Raw genomic sequence first — 17,592 nt, forward strand, 5'->3', positions numbered from 1 at the left:
ATGAAAAATCAGTGTGATATAATTTACCCATTAGACAATTAAATTAGCGTATTTATTTTTTAAATAGTTGATTTAATTATGGTAAGTAAAGCTGCATAAAGTTATGCGGCTTTTTTGTTTAGAATTTATCTGATTTGAGCTGTTAAGGGCTCAAAGCATAATGGCTAAATAGACTTATTCTGTGCGTGTAACTTTTGGCATATCCGTTGCTTGGCAATGCTAGGGGTAGGGATGAATTTTCTCCGTACTTTCGCATCACTGTTGGGTATTTAAGTTTATTTACAAGGGCGAGGTCATGACGACTCCTAATCCATCTTCAGAAAATGTGCTTGAGCGCTTATTTAAGTTAAGCGAAAACAAGACCAGTTTTCGTACTGAGGTTCTTGCTGGTGTAACCACATTCTTAACTATGTGTTACATCATTATTGTCAATCCAATGATTTTATCCGAAACCGGCATGGATCACGGGGCTGTCTTTGTTGCAACCTGTCTGGCAGCCGCAATTGGCTGTCTGGTAATGGGACTGATTGCCAACTATCCGATTGCGCTGGCACCGGGTATGGGCCTGAATGCCTATTTCACCTATTCGGTCTGTCTGGGCATGGGTGTGCCTTGGCAAACTGCGCTGGCCGCGGTGTTTGTATCCGGTCTGGTGTTTATTGCCATCAGCATGTTCAAAATTCGTGAAGCCATTGTCAATGCCATTCCAATGTCCCTGAAACTGGCCATTGGCGGCGGGATTGGTTTATTCCTGGCTTTAATCGCATTGAAAAATTCCGGCATTATTGTCGATAATCCGGCGACTTTGGTGGGTCTGGGCGACTTGAAACAGCCTTCAGTGTTGCTGGCCTTATTTGGCTTCCTGATGATTGTGGTGATGCACCAGTTCAAGGTGCGCGGTGCAATTATCATCAGTATTCTGGTGTTAACGGCTATTTCTACGGCTTTGGGCTTAAGCGAATTTAAAGGTGTGGTCGGTGAAATCCCGTCTATCGCGCCAACATTCATGCAAATGGACTTTGAAGGTCTGTTTACTGCCAGCCTGATTGGAGTGATTTTCGTTTTCTTCCTGGTCGATCTGTTTGACTCAACCGGTACCCTGGTCGGCGTTTCACACCGTGCAGGCCTGCTCAAAGATGGTAAATTGCCACGTTTGAAAAAAGCCTTATTTGCCGATTCATCTGCCATTGTGGCGGGTGCAGCACTAGGTACCTCTTCAACCACACCGTATATTGAATCGTCTGCTGGTGTTGCAGCGGGTGGTCGTACTGGTCTGACTGCAGTAGTGGTCGCGGTGCTGTTTGTACTGTGTTTATTCCTGGCGCCACTGGCCCAATCGGTACCGGGCTTTGCTACTGCACCTGCCTTGTTATTTGTGGGTGTGCTGATGATTCAGGGCATTGTACATATTGACTGGGAAGATATTACCGAAGCGGTTCCAGCCTTCCTGACCATCGTATTTATGCCATTTACCTACTCGATTGCAGACGGTATTGCCATGGGCTTTATTAGCTATGCGCTGATTAAGCTGTTGACCGGTAAAGCTTCATCTGTGCCGTATATGGTGTGGATTATTGCAGTATTGTGGGCATTAAAATTTGCGTTATTTGGCGGTTAATCCCCAGCAACCATTTTGAGGGTGTAAACTCGGTTTGCACCCTTTTTTATTTTCATGAGGATGAGAGATGAATCAATTTGAGCTGATTCGCGCCTTACCCAAGGCAGAGTTGCATGTCCATATTGAAGGGACGTTTGAGCCAGAACTGATGTTTGCCATCGCGCAGCGTAACAATATTGCCATTCCATATCAGTCAGTCGAGGAAGTAAAAGAAGCCTATAACTTTCATAACCTGCAGTCGTTTTTAGACATCTATTATGCCGGTGCCAATGTGCTGGTACATGAGCAGGACTTTTATGATCTGGCCTGGGCCTATTTTGAAAAGTGTGCAGAAGATCAGGTGGTACATACCGAAATATTCTTCGATCCACAAACCCATACCGACCGTGGGATTGCCTTTGCAACGGTGATTAACGGTTTACAACGTGCCTGTGATGATGCACAAAGCAAACTTGGCATCAGTTCCCGTTTAATCATGTGTTTCTTGCGTCATCTTAGCGAAGAAGCAGCATTTGCAACGCTGGAACAGGCACTGCCATATAAAGAGCAGATTATTGCAGTCGGTCTGGATTCTAGCGAAGTCGGGCATCCACCTGCTAAATTTGCCCGCGTTTTTGCCAAAGCCCGTGAATACGGTTTCTTGGTGGTGGCGCATGCCGGTGAAGAAGGTCCACCAGAATATATCTGGGAAGCACTGGACTTACTGAAAGTGAATCGTATTGACCACGGCGTGCGTTCTGAAGAAGATCCTGCACTGATGCAGCGTCTGATTCAGGATGAAATGCCGCTTACGGTGTGCCCGCTCAGTAATTTAAAACTGTGCGTTGTGCAGGATATGCAGCAGCACAATATCCGCCGTTTGTTACAGCAGGGCGTGAAGGTGACGGTTAACTCGGATGACCCGTCTTATTTCGGCGGCTATATGAATGACAACTTTATTGCCATTACCGAAGCGTTAGATTTAAGTGCAGATGAGCTAAAACAACTGGCGATTAACTCCTTTGAAGCCTCGTTCCTGCCAGCAGCGCAGAAACAGGCCTGGATTGAAAAAATCCAGGCGCTATAAGCGCATCTAGCTTCATAAAATGATGAAAAAAATAGGCCTACTTCATGTAGGCCTGTTACTTTCTTGTTTTAAAAAAGTAAGTTAAAGCAATATTAAGCTGAGAATCTTATAGGATTCTACACAGATAAAGCCAATATAAGTACAGATGCCAAAATTTATAATTTTTACAGATTTAGATGGGACTTTATTAAATCATGATAATTACAGCTATGGGCAGAACACAGAGCTGATCCAGCGTTTAATTCCGGATTCTCCGGTTATTTTATGTAGCAGTAAAACTGCAGCGGAAATCCGCCATTTGCAGCAACAGCTCGGTTTAAGTGGCATGCCTTTTGTGGCTGAAAATGGGGCATATATCTATTTTAATGCGCAGCATGACTATCAAAGTCCCTTATCCAATACCGACATTGCTGCACAGCTCCAGCAGTTAAAAACAGACTATGGCTTAAATTTTCAATGCTTTAGTGACTGTGATGCTGCGCAGATTGCAGCATTGACCGGTTTGGCGCTGAACGATGCAGCCCGGGCTTTAGAACGTCCGTATAGCGAAGTCATTATCTGGAAACCGGATAGCCGGGCCGAAGATGAAGCGCTGCTTGCACAACATCTGGCCAGTAATTTGCATATGGTTCATGGTGGACGCTTTAGCCATATTTTAAGCCGTGACTGTGATAAATCACTGGCAGTGAACTGGCTGAAACAGTTTTATCCGGCGCAAATGGTGTGTATTGGGCTGGGGGACAGTGAAAATGATCTCGATATGCTGAAAGCCTGTCAGCATGCCGTGGTGGTCAAACGGCCGTATAAAGCAGCATTGGCATTAGAACACGATTCTGTGTACTTCACCCGGCAGCAGGCACCAGCGGGTTGGGCAGAAGGATTACAGCACTTTTTACAACAATAAACTGGAGAGGAAGATGGTCGATTTTGCACAAGAAGGCATGATTACAACAATACATGATTTAAAACAGCGCCATCTACATGAATACGAACAGGAACTTCGCGAATTTACCAAGTCCAAACCGGTCACCTTAATTTTACCTTCCTTATATTCCGAGCTTGAGCATCCGGCCTTAACCCAGATTGTCGAGGAATTAAAAGGCGCCGATTATATCCAGCAGATTATTATTGGTCTGGATCAGGCCAATGCGGAGCAGTTTGCTCATGCGCGGGAATTCTTCTCGGTGTTGCCGCAAAACCATGTGATTTTATGGAATGATGGACCGCGTTTGCAGCAGCTGCATCAGCAGTTAAATCAGTTAAATGTCGCGCCTTTGCAGCGTGGCAAAGGTCGTAATGTCTGGTATTGTGCCGGTTATGCCATGGCCGAAGGCAAGAGTCAGGTGGTGGCCATGCACGATTGCGATATTCGTACCTATAAACGTGACATGCTGGCCCGGCTGATTTATCCGATGGTACATCCACAATTCAGTTTCCAGTTTTCTAAAGGTTATTATGCGAGGGTGGCTGACCGGAAAATGAATGGTCGGGTATCACGTCTGCTGGTGTCACCTTTATTGCAGGCGCTGAAAAAAGTCTTCGGACCGCTGGATTATCTGCTTTATCTTTCAGCCTTTCGTTATCCCTTGTCTGGAGAGATGGCAATTCATGTCGAAGCACTGCGTGACCTGAAGGTGTCGGGCGATTGGGGCCTGGAAATTGGCGTGCTCTCGGAAATTTACCGCAACTATTCCACCAAGCGCATCTGTCAGGTCGATATTGCCGATGATTATGAACATAAACATCAGGAAGTCACCACCGCCAATGGGGATGGTGGCCTAAAACGGATGAGCCGGGATATCGCACTGGCATTTTTCCGTAAGCTGGCGGCGCTGGGGGTGCAGGTCAGTCTGGACAATATTCGGATTATCCGCGCGGCCTATTATCGTAATGCGCTGGATCTGATTGATCACTATTATTATGATGCCACCACCAATGGCCTGAACTATGACCGGCACAGCGAAGAAAATGTGGTGGAATTATTTGCTCAGAGTATTGTCGAGGCAGGGGAGCAGTTTATGAATTATCCGAACCAGCAGTCTTTTATTCCAAGCTGGAACCGGGTGCAATCGGCCTGTCCAACGGTATTTGCGGATATGAAGCAGGCAGTTGCCCTGGATAATGCTTAAATTTGCCATTTATTTGTGCATTGCGGTCAAAAAGATAAACCGAATCCGCGCTAAAGCCCTTAAAATAGGCCGGTAAAATGACGCAAAACTGAAGGAAAATACATGAAAAAGTTGGCTTATGTTTTAGCACCGCTGGCATTACTGTTAAGCGCATGTGCATCTACAGGCACCACTCAGCCTACAGCGGCAACAACGACCCAGCAATTGGGCGGCGCAGCACTGAAAATTGCGATTAATGCCAAATGTGTGACCGAGCTAAACAACATTCCGGCATGGCAAACGGCCACCAAAGTCATGACCAGCACCCAAAAGCAAAATATCCAGACTGAAATCTGTGGTTGTGTCAGCGAAAAAGCACCACAAAATGTGACTGCGGTAGACTTGGCGACAGCAGCGATTGACCCGGCAGCGCGTGCCACCATTGTGAGCAATGTTGTATCAAAAACCATTCATGCTTGTGTGCAAGAAGCAGTACAATAAGCGCAAGATGAAAGAAATAGGCTGACAGGTTCAGCCTATTTTATTGAAGGTAATAATGTCGATGAAAATTGCTGGTGTAGATGAAGCAGGGCGCGGGCCTCTGGTGGGAACTGTGGTGGCTGCGGCGGTCATTCTGGATCCGAATAATCCGATTGCGGGCTTGAATGATTCCAAGAAACTGAGTGAAAAGAAACGTGAAAAGTTATTCATTGAGATTCAGGAAAAAGCCCTTGCTTGGGCCATTGCTGAAGCCAGTCCGGCTGAAATTGACGAGCTGAATATTTTACAGGCCTCATTGCTGGCTATGCGCCGTGCGGTTGAAGCCTTGCAGGTCCAGCCCGATCAGGTCCTGGTCGATGGCAATAAAATTCCACAAGGACTAATCATGCCATGTGAAGCGGTGGTGGGTGGGGATGCCTTGCACGCCGAAATTTCCGCAGCCAGTATTCTGGCCAAAGTCACCCGTGACCGGCAGATGCTGGAACTGGACCAGAAGTTTCCACAGTTTGGTTTTGCCAAACATAAGGGCTATCCGACCAAAGCGCATTTTGAAGCAATAGCTTTGCATGGCGTGACTACAGAGCATCGCCGTAGTTTCGGACCAGTACGTAAAGCGCTGGCTTTGCTGGAACAGCAATAATTTTGAAGCGCTAAAAAAACTTAAAGCGGCCGTAGAGCCGCTTTATAACAAGATAACTTTAAGTCTTAACGGTTAAAGTTATTTTGTGGGTAATTATCATCTTCATAAGAAGGCTGATAATCCTGATCGAGATGTTGCAAATGCTCATGCATGGCACGTTCATGTTGAATACGTTGATAAATTTCTTCACGATGAACAGACACTTCTTTTGGCGCATTCACACCAATACGCACCTGGTTGCCTTTGACACCAAGTACAGTAACACTGACTTGATCCCCAATCATTAATGTTTCTCCGACACGTCGGGTCAGAATCAGCATGTTTATCTCCTTGCAAAATGCTAAACCTGCATTGATTTGAAAGTTTTGAAAAGCACAAAATATTTCAAGCGAAATTTTATCAGAACTCTCCCTGACAAAACCTTGTCGGATACAATTCTGTTAAGATTTCTAATTCTCATTATTTCAATATAACAGAGCCACTATAAAAAATACTATAGTGGCTCTGATTTTTTGTAGTTTTTCGCAATATTGTCTGACAATTGCAATAATTGCTGACTACAGATTAAGCACGCGCGCTTGATTCACCTGACTCGCGGTCTAAACCGAACGCCGTGTGCAGTGAACGAACTGCAAGCTCTAAATAGTTTTCTTCAATAATCACTGAAATTTTGATTTCAGAGGTCGAGATCATCAGAATGTTGATGCCTTCATCTGCAAGTGCGGTGAACATTTTGCTCGCTACGCCAGCATGTGAACGCATACCCACGCCAACAATTGACACTTTTACGATGTCATCACGGGTTGCAACTTCGCGCGCACCAATTTCCTGTGCAGTCGCTTCAAGAATCGCTTTGGCTTTGGCCAGTTCACCACGGTTTACGGTAAAGGTGAAATCAGTGGTGCCATCTTCTTCAACGTTCTGGATAATCATATCCACTTCAATGTTGGCAGCGCCAATTGGGGCCAAGATTTTAGAGGCAATACCTGGCTCATCTGGCACACCGAGAATAGTCAGTTTAGCTTCGTCACGGTTAAACGCGATACCTGAGATAATTGGCTGTTCCATGTTGTCTTCCAATTCAGTAGTAATAAGAGTTCCGACGTTGTTTTTAAACTCTTCGTCAAATGCACCATCGTTGTCGTTATCGAAGCTAGATAGTACGCGTAAAGGCACCTGATATTTGCCAGCAAATTCTACAGAACGGATTTGCAGGACTTTTGAGCCTAAAGATGCCATTTCCAGCATTTCTTCAAAGGAAATACGATCCACTTTTTTTGCTTTTGGCGCAACACGCGGGTCAGTGGTGTATACACCATCAACATCGGTGTAGATCTGGCATTCATCTGCTTTTAATGCTGCGGCTAACGCAACACCGGTTGTATCTGAACCACCGCGGCCTAAAGTTGTGGTATTGCCTTGCTCGTCTACACCCTGGAAGCCTGCAACCACAATCACACGGCCGGCATCTAAATGACCGGTCATGACATCGGTGTCAATCGCTTCAATACGGGCTTTGGTGAACGCGCTGTCAGTTTTAATTCCGACTTGGCGACCGGTTAGAGATTTAGCTTCTACGCCAATAGAATTGAGCGCCATAGCTAACATGGAAATCGTTACCTGCTCACCCGTAGATACCATCTGGTCAAGTTCACGTGGGTCAGGGGTGTCGGTAATGGCTTTCGCGAGAGCGAGCAGGCGATTGGTTTCGCCACTCATTGCTGATACAACAACGACCACCTTGTGGCCATGGTCATGCCAGCGCTTTACGCGACGAGCAACATTTAAAATGCGCTCGGGCGTACCCATAGAAGTACCGCCATATTTTTGAACGATTAATGCCATAGTTGTTCCATATAAGCCATGACCCTGATTGCCGCCAGGGTCAGTTACACAAAAGTGAAGTTATTTTGCTTCCAGCCAGGCAGTTAAATCAGCCATGACTGAGGCAAACTTCTCGTTTAGTGGCGCGCCACCTTGTGCTAAGTCAGGTTTACCACCACCTTTACCACCAAGCTCAGAGGCCAAGTGTTTGATGATGTCACCTGCTTTAATAGACGCGGTAAAGTCTTTTGCAACGGATGCAATCAGGCTCACTTTGTCACCCTCTACACCGGCAAGGACAATCACTGCGTTGTCTAATTTTGATTTCACACCGTCATGCAGGTTGCGCAGTGCTTTGGCATCCATACCCTGAACAGTGGTAATAAGTGTTGCGCGGCCAGCAATGGTCTGAACTTGACTTAAAAGTTCACCCGCTTGCAGGCTGGCCAGTTTCTGATTCAGCTGTTCAATCTGTTTTTGCAGGCTAGATGCTGTTTCAACAATTGCTTCAACCTTCTCAATGGTTTGCTCTTTCTGTGCTTTTAACAGCGCATTAATGGTGTTGATGTCACGATCAGCTTTTTGCGCAGCTTCAATCGCTTTGGTGCCTGTCACCGCTTCAATACGACGCACGCCTGCAGCCACACCACCTTCAGAGGTTATTTTGAACAGACCGATGTCACCGGTGCGTTTCACGTGAATACCGCCACACAGTTCAATCGAGAAGTTTTTCTCTTCAATTACTGAACCCATAGACAGTACGCGAACTTCATCACCGTATTTTTCACCGAACAGCATCATCGCGCCTTTGGCTTTGGCCGATTCGATATCGAGTAACTCAGTTGTTACTGGTGTGTTGGCAATCACTTCAGCATTCACCAGACGCTCAATTTCTTGCAGCTGTTCAAATGAAACCGGCTGGTCGTTGGCAAAGTCAAAACGTAATACGTCTGATGCAACCAGTGAGCCTTTTTGCTGTACGTGTGAGCCCAGAATTTGACGCAGCGCAGCGTGCAGCAGGTGAGTCGCCGAGTGGTTGCGTGCAGTTGCAGCACGAATGTCCGCTTTGACAATTGCTTCCACGTTTTGTGCTGCTTTCAGGCTACCCATGGTTACAATACCCTGGTGTACAAAAGCGCCGCCCGATTTTTTGGTGTCTTGCACTTCAAAAATACCGGTGTCGTTTTTGAAAATACCGGTATCACCGATCTGACCACCGCTTTCTGCATAGAATGGCGTTTGGTTCAGTACGATCAGTGCTTCATCACCTTCAGCGACTTCGTCAACCTGTTCACCATCTTTATAGATGGCAATGATTTGGCCTTGACCCGCGGTGGCATCGTAACCATCAAACTGGGTTTCACCTTCAACTTTCACAACAGAGTTGTAGTCGATGGCGAATTTACCGGCATCACGTGCACGTTGACGCTGTGCTGCCATTTCAACTTCAAAGCCTGCTTCGTCAATGGTTAAGTCACGTTCACGGGCAATATCTGCAGTTAAGTCAGTCGGGAAACCGTAAGTATCATACAGTTTGAACACGACTTCACCTGGAATCACAGAACCTTTCAGGTTCGCCAGTTCGCCTTCAAGCAGTTTCAGACCTTGCTCAAGTGTTTTGGCGAATTGTTCTTCTTCTTTCAGTAATTGCGCTTCGATACGTGCTTTTTGAGCTTCCAGTTCAGGATACGCCGCACCCATGACTTCAATCAGCGGTTGCAGCATTTTGTGGAAGAATGAACCGGTTGCACCGAGTTTGTTGCCATGACGCACGGCACGACGGATAATACGACGCAGTACATAACCACGACCTTCGTTAGAGGGGGTTACGCCATCTGCAATCAGGAAGCAGCAAGAACGGGCATGGTCAGCCACCACTTTAAGTGAAGCTGGATATTGTACCGGTGTGCCTTTTTCTTTGGCTTCCGCTTCAAGTGCAGTGGTATCTAAACCAATAATTTCAGCTGCCGCTTTTAAAAGATGCTGGAACAGGTCAGTTTCGTAGTTGGAGTTGACGTGCTGTAATACGGCAGAAATACGCTCCAAGCCCATACCGGTATCTACTGAAGGAGCAGGAAGCGGGTGCAATACGCCATCCGCTGTGCGGTTGAACTGCATGAAAACGTTGTTCCAGATTTCAATGAAACGGTCGCCATCTTCTTCAGGCGTGCCTGGCAGGCCACCCCAGATATGATCGCCGTGGTCAAAGAAAATTTCAGAACATGGACCACATGGACCGGTATCACCCATAGCCCAGAAGTTGTCAGATGCGTATTTCTCGCCTTTGTTGTCGCCAATACGGATAATACGTTCTGGTGCTAAACCGATTTCCTTGTTCCAGATGTCGAATGCTTCGTCATCGGTGTGGTAAACCGTGGCATACAGTTTGTCTTTTGGCAGGGCTAACCATTCATCACCGGTCAGGAATTCCCAAGCAAACTTGATCGCATCACGCTTGAAGTAATCACCAAAAGAGAAGTTACCCAACATTTCAAAGAAGGTGTGGTGACGCGCGGTATAACCGACGTTATCTAAGTCGTTGTGTTTACCACCGGCACGTACACATTTTTGTGAAGATACGGCACGGACATAATCGCGCTTTTCCAGACCTAAGAAACAATCTTTAAACTGGTTCATACCAGCATTGGTGAACAGCAACGTTGGGTCGTTGGCGGGAACCAGAGAACTCGACGCGACACGTGTATGCCCTTGCGATTCAAAGTAACGCAAAAATGCTTCACGAATTTCAGCTGATGTCATAAAACGAGTACTCACAACCAAGTCACTCCATAATTCTCGATTTGGCTAAAAGCATAACAGTCTGACAAGATTTTCTCTGCTGTTATACGGGCTTAAAATTTAAAAACGCCAAATTATAACGGAAAAAGCCACACTCACCAATGATTTTAAAGTGTTTTGATGACAAATCTGCGGCGAAAACCCAAACCTCAAAGTCATCTAATCTGCTGTGAAATCACAAGCTGTTGTCATTGCTGCGGTTTAGCCAGTTACCGTGCATCCTGCTAATTTTTATCAAGCAGAAAATAGTGCTGCCAACTGCTTAAATATTGGACAGGTTTAAATTAATTGCTGAGTTTGGCAGGAATTATTCGCCGTGTCTGGCGGAAATCCTTTAACATAAGCACAGACAAGATTGATGTGCAGTTTGAAGGAATACGGATGCAACGAGTGGCGATTAATGGCTTTGGGCGAATTGGGCGAAATGTACTGCGTGCCTGGTTTGAAAATCCTAAAGAATTTCATTTTGATATTGTCGCGATTAATGACGTTGCCGATGTTGCCACGCTACTACATCTGTTTAAATACGATTCAACCCATGGCCGTTTTCCGGGGCAGGTAGAAATCCAGCTGGAACAGGAACAGATTTATCTGTGCATACACTCGGGGCAGGCCAAGCTAAAAGTTCAGGTGCTGAGCCAGCCACAGCCGGCACAGTTGCCATGGCAGCAGTTAAATATTGATGTGGTGCTGGAATGTACCGGCCTGTTCCGTTCGCGTGAAGCCGCAACCCAGCATATTCATGCCGGTGCCAAACGGGTGATTATTGGCGCAGCACCGTTTGACACGGTTGATGCCGCCATTGTTTACGGGGTCAATCATCATGAGGTCAAAGCCTCAGACCAGATTATTTCCAGTGTTTCCTGTACCACTCAGGCCTTGGTGCCGTTGGTTAAAATTGTGGATGATGCTTTTGGTATTGAAACCGCGCTGATGACTGAAATTCATGCTGTCACGGCTGATCAGTCGGTGCTGGATCATGCGCACCGTGATTTACGCCGTGCACGTGCATCCGGTCAGAATATTATTCCAACCACCTCAAGTGCTTTAGGCGCCTTAAAACAGGTGATGCCTAAAATGGAAAATCGCATTGATGGCTATTCGATTCGGGTGCCCACCATTAATGTCGCCGCCATTGATGTCAGCTTTATTTCCCAGTCACCCATTACCGTACATAAGCTGAATGAGGTGCTGGTGAAAGCCGCGCAGCAGGATTATGCCGAAATTATGCAGGTCACCGATGAGCCGCTGGTATCGAGTGACTTTAACCATTCGCCGTATTCTTTAATTGTCGATCTTACCCAGACCATGGTGGTCGGGCATCAGGCCAAAGTTTTTGCCTGGTATGACAATGAATGGGGTTATGCCAACCGGTTACTAGATTTATGTGAATCTTTTGCCCATCAGGCGCATTAATTTCTATCTGTCCGAATCTTTGCCTAAGTTTGGCCTGTACGATGGTGGTCTAACCGGGCGAAATGCGATAACAGCCCGGTATTGACAGGCCGGAGGCGATTTTTCGCCTTTTTGCTATATTTTTCGTTAAGATAAAACAAAACAAATAAGTCGAGCACTACACATGATGTTTATTCTACTTTGGGGATTTATTTTACTGTTGGCCGTGGCGGTGATTTTTCTGATCTGGCTGCAGTTTAAAAACCAGCATGATCATTTGAATCGCCAAAGCGATAATTATCAGCTCGAAAACAAAGTCATCAGTCTGGAAGAAAATCTGAAAAAGACTTTAGAGATCATGCAGGATCTGGCCAAGAAAATGCACGTGCAGCAGGAAGCACTGGATAAATCAGCGCAGCGCATTCATCAGCTGGAAACCCAGAATGTTGAGCTGGTGAATTTAATTACTCAGGTGCTGGATCCGAATAAAGTCAAATAAGACTTTTTTAAGCAGATGGACGCAGGGCAGAGTGAAGGTGATTTCCATCTGCGCTGAAAAAAAGATGATAAGTTTGGGATGTGTCCAGCTCCTTTATCTTCTTCAGTAAAAACAGCTTTTACTCTCGAAACGACAGCTCCAGTCGGGCAGGATTGTAATGGAATTGATCAGACAGAGAAAATTATCAAATTTGCGATGCACAGCCCATTTGATCGTGCTAAACTAGGAGAAATCGGGTGTGCTCCCGATTTTTTTATGCGGATTTGTTCCGCGCAGACAAGAATTTAGGTTTACAACATGCCCATTTCAGAGACATGGTTATTACCTGATGGTGTAGCTGATGTATTACCAGAACAAGCGCAAGTCATCGAAACATTGCGCCGTAATTCACTGGATTTCCTCGCATCTCGAGGTTATCAGTTGGTGTACACGCCATTTATTGAATATATCGAATCTCTCTCTTCTCTTTCAGAATCGAATCAAGATTTAGACCTGGCCACGTTCAAGGTGATTGACCAGCTGTCTGGTCGTCTGCTTGGCGTGCGTGCCGATATGACACCACAGGTGGCGCGTATTGATGCGCATGTGCATCCGGTAGATGGTGTGGCGCGTTATTGCTACGCTGGTACGGTTTTGCATACCAAGCCACAGGGCTTTAATACCACCCGTGCGCCTTTGCAGCTGGGTGCCGAACTGTTCGGTTCCGACAGCATTGATGCTGATGTGGAAATGGTTGACCTGATGATCAGCCTGATTCAGGAAGCCGGTCTGGCCGATGGTATCCATCTGGATTTAGGTCATGTGGGGCTATTCCGCAGTCTGGTACAAAAAGCTGGTCTGAACAAAGCCACTGAGCGTCAACTGTCCGATTTATATCAGCGTAAAGCCTTGCCAGAACTGGCGGACTTTACCCAGGATTTAGCCTTTGGTTCAGATTTCTATGCGCTCGGCCGTTTTGCCAGTGATCTGGATGCACTGGAAGCCCATTTAAGCACCGATGTGCTGGCCAATGTGGAATTCAAACATGCCTTTGATGCGGTAAAAACCACCCAGGCAGAAATTCAGGCACGCTGGCCAAATCTGCATATCGGGATTGATGTGGTAGAACTGCGTTCGTATCACTACCATACCGGTTTAATGTATGCCGTTTATGCACCAAACCGTGCAGCACCACTGGCTCAAGGCGGCCGTTATGATGGTATTGGCCAGCATTTTGGTCGTGCCCGTCCGGCAACCGGTTTCTCTTGCGACTTATATGCGCTCAGCGCCGGTCGTTTCGAAGCCAAATCGGTGGTGGTTGCACCAAAGGGCAATCAGGCAGATTTATTGGCTGCAATTCAGGCCACCCGTACCCAGGGCTTAAGTGTAATTCAGTTATTGGGTCAGGATGATTTAAGCTCTGTACCGTATGCAACTCACCAGCTGGTGAATCGTAACGGTGAGTGGACGGTCGAAAAAATTTAATCGCCAGCGCATGTGTTCATGTCACATGCGCCTGGTTTTCAATTTTAACAGCATGATGTAATGAGGCTATTATGGGCAAGAATGTTGTGGTACTTGGTACCCAATGGGGCGACGAAGGTAAAGGTAAAATCGTCGACCTGCTCACAGATCAAGCGGCTGCGGTAGTACGTTATCAAGGCGGACACAACGCAGGTCATACTCTCGTGGTTGGTGGTAAGAAAACTGTATTACACCTCATTCCATCTGGTATTTTACGTGAAAACGTACTGTGCTTAATTGGTAACGGTGTGGTGCTTTCACCTGAAGCGCTGATCAAGGAAATGACCATTCTTGAACAGGAAGGCGTGCCAGTTAAAGAACGTTTACGTATTTCTCCAAACTGTCCATTAATTCTTCCGAACCACATTGCGCTGGATCAGGCACGTGAGAAAAAACGTGGTAATGCCAAAATTGGTACTACTGGTCGTGGTATTGGTCCTGCCTACGAAGATAAAGTGGCGCGCCGTGCAGTACGTGTGGCTGACCTGGTACGTGGCGGTGACGCATTACGTGCGCAACTGGCTGAATTGCTGGATTACCACAACTTCCAGTTAACTCAATACTACGGTGTTGAAGAAGTTAAACTGGATGACGTGATTGCGCTGTGTGACCAATGGCGCGAAGTGATTGCACCATTAGTGGTGGATGTAACCACTGAAATTCATAATTACCGTAAAAACGGTGACAACATTATGTTTGAAGGTGCGCAAGGTTCATTGCTGGACGTTGACCACGGTACTTATCCGTACGTGACTTCTTCAAACACCACTGCGGGCGGCGTAAGCTCAGGTTCTGGTTTAGGTCCATTGCATCTTGACTATGTGCTGGGTATTACCAAAGCCTACACCACACGTGTGGGTGCTGGTCCGTTCCCAACTGAGCTGGTCTACGACGCGGCAAATGATGTGGGTGATGCAATTGGTAAACACCTGGGTACAGTGGGTCACGAGTTTGGTGCATCTACTGGCCGTCAACGTCGTTGTGGCTGGTTCGATGCAGAAATCCTGCGCCGTTCAGTCGATGTCAACTCACTGTCTGGAATCTGCCTGACCAAGTTAGACGTATTGGATGGTTTAGAAGAAATTAAAATCTGTGTCGGTTATGAAAACACTGATTCAGGTTGTGTCGGTTCTTCTGACGCGCTGGCTTATGAAAACTTGAAGCCAATTTACGAAACCATGCCAGGCTGGTCTGAGTCAACTGTGGGTGCGACCAGTGTTGAACAATTGCCTGAAAATGCAATCAACTACATCAAGCGTCTTGAGCAGTTAATTGAATGTCCAATCGATATCATTTCAACCGGTCCAGACCGTGCAGAAACCATTATTCTGCGTCATCCGTTTGAAGCTTAATCGTTTAAGCTGAAATGAGAAAACCCTGTGCTTGCACAGGGTTTTTTATTTTTGGCTCAGAAAAATAGCGCACCATCTTGAGAATTCCCTGATTTTGTTTATAGTGCTAAGCACTTTCGAACAATTAGAGAATGTTATGAAATATAAGAACTTAGCCATTGGAATTGTATTGGCAACGCATTTGACGGGCTGCGCCACTGTGGCAGAACTGGCCGGGGCAGATTCAGCGACTTTAAACTTAAACGCCAGCCAGAGCTATCAGCAAATGTTGCAGGAAGCCGAGCAGAAAAAGGTGCTAGATACCCGTTCTGCCACCTATAAGAAGGTTAATCGCGTGTTTTTAAAGATGAAGCCCTATGCTGACCAGATGAACCAGACCGGGCAGACCTTTGAGTGGCAGGTGGCCGTCATTAAATCGCCTGAAATTAATGCCTATGTGGCCCCGGGTGGCAAAGTAGTGTTCTATACCGGCATTATTGAAAATCTGAAACTGACTGACAATGAAGTCGCGGCGATCATGGGCCATGAAATGGTACACGCACTGGAAGAACATGCCAAAAGTAAAATTGGCGCCCAGACCCTGACCAATCTGGCGGTTAGTATTGGCTCGCAATATGTGGGCCAGTCGGTGGGTGGTTATGGTGGTTTACTGCTGGATTTGGGCAGTCAGTTTGGGGTGGGGTTGCCTTATTCGCGTAATCTGGAAAGCCGCGCCGACAAAGGCGGTTTACTGTTAATGGCCAAAGCCGGTTATGATCCGAATGCAGCCATTACGCTCTGGCAGAAAATGAATGCCAACGATGCCCGTGGAAATAGCGCCATTGCCAAGTTTATGTCGACCCATCCCAGCAATAATGACCGTATTGCCGCATTACAGCAGATGATGCCGGAAGCAATACAGTATTACCGCGCTGCGAAGTAATTCAAGACTAAAGTTGCACAGATCAGCACTGTCTATTCAGATGGTGCTTGCTAGAATAAAACACAGCAAAAACATTGGGTCAGGCAGGATGCATAAAAATATTTCAAGCACCATTTTCTATTCGTTATTATTTGCCATGGGCGGTGCACCGACCATTGCGATGTTGCTGATTCTGTTACAAAAGCATGATCCGAATATTATGTATCAGGCCTTTATTGGTCTGAGTGTGATTTTTGCCTGTATTTTGGTGCCACTGGTACTGATCCAAAACGCCTATTTATTCTATAAACGTAAAAATCCGACACTGGAAGAGAAAATGGAAGTGGTTTCGCAGATGTATCTGGGCTTGAATATTTTCTGTCTGGTATTCTGGATTTTCTATCAGTTTGCCTATTAAGGCCGTATTTCGCTCGTTGCTGCTGATGTAGCTACAGTTTACACAGCACTGCCATTGTTTACATAAATGATATGATTATGAAGCCATTTCAGATTTAAAGCATTGAAATGATTTCATATAATTCATGAGTATGTGTATAGCCGAATGGCGGAGATTATTATAATGAACAAAAAATTGGTATTGAGTTTTTGTGCCGCAAGTGCAATCACTTTTTCAGGCTGTACCACCGTGGCCGATATGGCCGGTGCAGATACCGCAACCCTAAATGCAACCGCGGCGCAAAGTTATAGCCAGATGGTGCAAGATGCGCGTAACAAGGGGCAGCTGGACACCAGTTCGAGTACCTATAAACGTATTAACACGGTGTTCCAGCGTTTAACACCGGTTGCCAACCAGATGAACCAGACTGGTCAGCCATTTAGCTGGCAGCTGGCAGTATTAAAATCTGACCAGATTAATGCCTTTGTCGCGCCCGGCGGTAAAGTGGTGTTCTATACTGGTATCGTCAATAAACTGAACCTGACTGATGCCGAAATTGCTGCGATTATGGGCCATGAAATGGTGCATGCTCTAGAAGAACATGCCAAGAGTAAAATTGGCGCGCAGGCACTGACCAACCTAGCTTTAAATATCGGTTTAAGCGCAGCAGGCAGTAACGTTGGCCAGTTAGGTGCTGCAGCGGCACAATTGGGCGCACAGGTAGGTGTGGGCTTGCCATATTCACGTAATCTGGAAAGTCGTGCCGATGAAGGCGGTTTAATGCTGATGGCGCGTGGTGGCTATAACCCGCAAGCGGCAATTACCTTATGGGAAAAAATGAACCGCTTAGAAGGTGGTGGCGGGGCATCGTTCCTGTCGACTCACCCATCGAACAGCCAGCGTATTGCAGCGATGCGTGAGAACTTGCCGGCTGCTCAGGCCATTTATAACCAGAACCGTCGTTAAGCTTCTGGGTTTAAAATGGATTT

The 17,592-nt window shown here is 46.4% G+C and carries 16 protein-coding genes; 13 read left to right on the top strand and 3 right to left on the bottom strand.

Translation table 11 applies throughout. From position 1 onward, the window contains the following. Window positions 1-295 precede the first annotated feature (295 nt). The 6 genes from VF685_RS02695 (at window position 296) to rnhB (ending at window position 5,933) form a co-directional block, all read left to right on the top strand. Complete coding sequence (locus tag VF685_RS02695) at window positions 296-1,618, top strand: NCS2 family permease (protein WP_127799249.1); 1,323 nt, start codon at window positions 296-298, stop codon at window positions 1,616-1,618. A gap of 67 nt (window positions 1,619-1,685) precedes the next feature. Beyond that, the gene (locus tag VF685_RS02700; protein ID WP_127799247.1) at window positions 1,686-2,684 is read left to right on the top strand and encodes an adenosine deaminase; all 999 of its coding nucleotides are present in this window, start codon (window positions 1,686-1,688) and stop codon (window positions 2,682-2,684) included. Between the two features lie 145 nt (window positions 2,685-2,829). Then, window positions 2,830-3,588, top strand: a complete 759-nt coding sequence (locus VF685_RS02705; protein WP_127799245.1) for an HAD-IIB family hydrolase — start codon at window positions 2,830-2,832, stop codon at window positions 3,586-3,588. Window positions 3,589-3,601: 13 nt separating this feature from the next. Next, window positions 3,602-4,813, top strand: coding sequence for a hypothetical protein (locus VF685_RS02710; RefSeq protein ID WP_005176998.1), 1,212 nt, complete (start codon window positions 3,602-3,604; stop codon window positions 4,811-4,813). A 102-nt stretch (window positions 4,814-4,915) separates the two neighbouring features. Next, window positions 4,916-5,293, top strand: a complete 378-nt coding sequence (locus tag VF685_RS02715; RefSeq protein WP_005177001.1) for a hypothetical protein — start codon at window positions 4,916-4,918, stop codon at window positions 5,291-5,293. Window positions 5,294-5,354: 61 nt separating this feature from the next. Then, entirely contained in the window at window positions 5,355-5,933 is a 579-nt protein-coding gene (gene rnhB, locus VF685_RS02720) for a ribonuclease HII (RefSeq protein ID WP_127799279.1), read from the top strand. A gap of 65 nt (window positions 5,934-5,998) precedes the next feature. Here rnhB and csrA read toward each other — a convergent pair whose 3' ends face one another. The 3 genes from csrA to alaS form a co-directional block, all read right to left on the bottom strand. Continuing rightward, window positions 5,999-6,253, bottom strand: coding sequence for a carbon storage regulator CsrA (gene csrA, locus VF685_RS02725; protein WP_016658388.1), 255 nt, complete (start codon window positions 6,251-6,253; stop codon window positions 5,999-6,001). Between the two features lie 244 nt (window positions 6,254-6,497). Then, entirely contained in the window at window positions 6,498-7,778 is a 1,281-nt protein-coding gene (locus tag VF685_RS02730) for an aspartate kinase (RefSeq protein WP_005177009.1), read from the bottom strand. Window positions 7,779-7,838: 60 nt separating this feature from the next. Beyond that, window positions 7,839-10,532: an alanine--tRNA ligase gene (alaS, locus tag VF685_RS02735; RefSeq protein ID WP_286384700.1), complete on the bottom strand. Its 2,694-nt coding sequence runs from the start codon at window positions 10,530-10,532 to the stop codon at window positions 7,839-7,841. Window positions 10,533-10,937: 405 nt separating this feature from the next. Here alaS and VF685_RS02740 point away from each other — a divergent pair, with 405 nt between their 5' ends. The 7 genes from VF685_RS02740 (at window position 10,938) to VF685_RS02770 (ending at window position 17,569) form a co-directional block, all read left to right on the top strand. Then, the gene (locus VF685_RS02740) at window positions 10,938-11,972 is read left to right on the top strand and encodes a type I glyceraldehyde-3-phosphate dehydrogenase (protein WP_016658386.1); all 1,035 of its coding nucleotides are present in this window, start codon (window positions 10,938-10,940) and stop codon (window positions 11,970-11,972) included. Window positions 11,973-12,135: 163 nt separating this feature from the next. After that, window positions 12,136-12,450 carry a hypothetical protein gene (locus VF685_RS02745; RefSeq protein ID WP_104471870.1) on the top strand — a complete coding sequence of 105 codons (315 nt, stop codon included), beginning with the start codon at window positions 12,136-12,138 and terminating at the stop codon, window positions 12,448-12,450. 297 nt (window positions 12,451-12,747) lie between these two features. Then, complete coding sequence (locus VF685_RS02750) at window positions 12,748-13,914, top strand: ATP phosphoribosyltransferase regulatory subunit (RefSeq protein ID WP_104498237.1); 1,167 nt, start codon at window positions 12,748-12,750, stop codon at window positions 13,912-13,914. 71 nt (window positions 13,915-13,985) lie between these two features. Continuing rightward, window positions 13,986-15,305: an adenylosuccinate synthase gene (locus VF685_RS02755; protein ID WP_005177019.1), complete on the top strand. Its 1,320-nt coding sequence runs from the start codon at window positions 13,986-13,988 to the stop codon at window positions 15,303-15,305. A 136-nt stretch (window positions 15,306-15,441) separates the two neighbouring features. Continuing rightward, window positions 15,442-16,227, top strand: a complete 786-nt coding sequence (locus VF685_RS02760; protein ID WP_286384699.1) for a M48 family metallopeptidase — start codon at window positions 15,442-15,444, stop codon at window positions 16,225-16,227. Between the two features lie 88 nt (window positions 16,228-16,315). After that, window positions 16,316-16,624 carry a hypothetical protein gene (locus VF685_RS02765; protein WP_163142270.1) on the top strand — a complete coding sequence of 103 codons (309 nt, stop codon included), beginning with the start codon at window positions 16,316-16,318 and terminating at the stop codon, window positions 16,622-16,624. A gap of 162 nt (window positions 16,625-16,786) precedes the next feature. Next, complete coding sequence (locus tag VF685_RS02770; protein ID WP_005177027.1) at window positions 16,787-17,569, top strand: M48 family metallopeptidase; 783 nt, start codon at window positions 16,787-16,789, stop codon at window positions 17,567-17,569. Window positions 17,570-17,592: the final 23 nt, after the last annotated feature.

This window comes from Acinetobacter sp. Brlt_5 (assembly GCF_051949055.1).
Classification (GTDB): domain Bacteria; phylum Pseudomonadota; class Gammaproteobacteria; order Pseudomonadales; family Moraxellaceae; genus Acinetobacter; species Acinetobacter indicus.

Excerpts from the sequence above, each read along its gene's own strand:
- VF685_RS02695 (WP_127799249.1), top strand. The coding sequence starts at position 296 with ATGACGACTCCTAATCCATCTTCAGAAAATGTGCTTGAGCGCTTATTT.
- VF685_RS02700 (WP_127799247.1), top strand. The coding sequence starts at position 1,686 with ATGAATCAATTTGAGCTGATTCGCGCCTTACCCAAGGCAGAGTTGCAT.
- VF685_RS02705 (WP_127799245.1), top strand. The coding sequence starts at position 2,830 with ATGCCAAAATTTATAATTTTTACAGATTTAGATGGGACTTTATTAAAT.
- VF685_RS02710 (WP_005176998.1), top strand. The coding sequence starts at position 3,602 with ATGGTCGATTTTGCACAAGAAGGCATGATTACAACAATACATGATTTA.
- VF685_RS02715 (WP_005177001.1), top strand. The coding sequence starts at position 4,916 with ATGAAAAAGTTGGCTTATGTTTTAGCACCGCTGGCATTACTGTTAAGC.
- rnhB (WP_127799279.1), top strand. The coding sequence starts at position 5,355 with ATGAAAATTGCTGGTGTAGATGAAGCAGGGCGCGGGCCTCTGGTGGGA.
- csrA (WP_016658388.1), bottom strand. The coding sequence starts at position 6,253 with ATGCTGATTCTGACCCGACGTGTCGGAGAAACATTAATGATTGGGGAT.
- VF685_RS02730 (WP_005177009.1), bottom strand. The coding sequence starts at position 7,778 with ATGGCATTAATCGTTCAAAAATATGGCGGTACTTCTATGGGTACGCCC.
- VF685_RS02740 (WP_016658386.1), top strand. The coding sequence starts at position 10,938 with ATGCAACGAGTGGCGATTAATGGCTTTGGGCGAATTGGGCGAAATGTA.
- VF685_RS02745 (WP_104471870.1), top strand. The coding sequence starts at position 12,136 with ATGATGTTTATTCTACTTTGGGGATTTATTTTACTGTTGGCCGTGGCG.
- VF685_RS02750 (WP_104498237.1), top strand. The coding sequence starts at position 12,748 with ATGCCCATTTCAGAGACATGGTTATTACCTGATGGTGTAGCTGATGTA.
- VF685_RS02755 (WP_005177019.1), top strand. The coding sequence starts at position 13,986 with ATGGGCAAGAATGTTGTGGTACTTGGTACCCAATGGGGCGACGAAGGT.
- VF685_RS02760 (WP_286384699.1), top strand. The coding sequence starts at position 15,442 with ATGAAATATAAGAACTTAGCCATTGGAATTGTATTGGCAACGCATTTG.
- VF685_RS02765 (WP_163142270.1), top strand. The coding sequence starts at position 16,316 with ATGCATAAAAATATTTCAAGCACCATTTTCTATTCGTTATTATTTGCC.
- VF685_RS02770 (WP_005177027.1), top strand. The coding sequence starts at position 16,787 with ATGAACAAAAAATTGGTATTGAGTTTTTGTGCCGCAAGTGCAATCACT.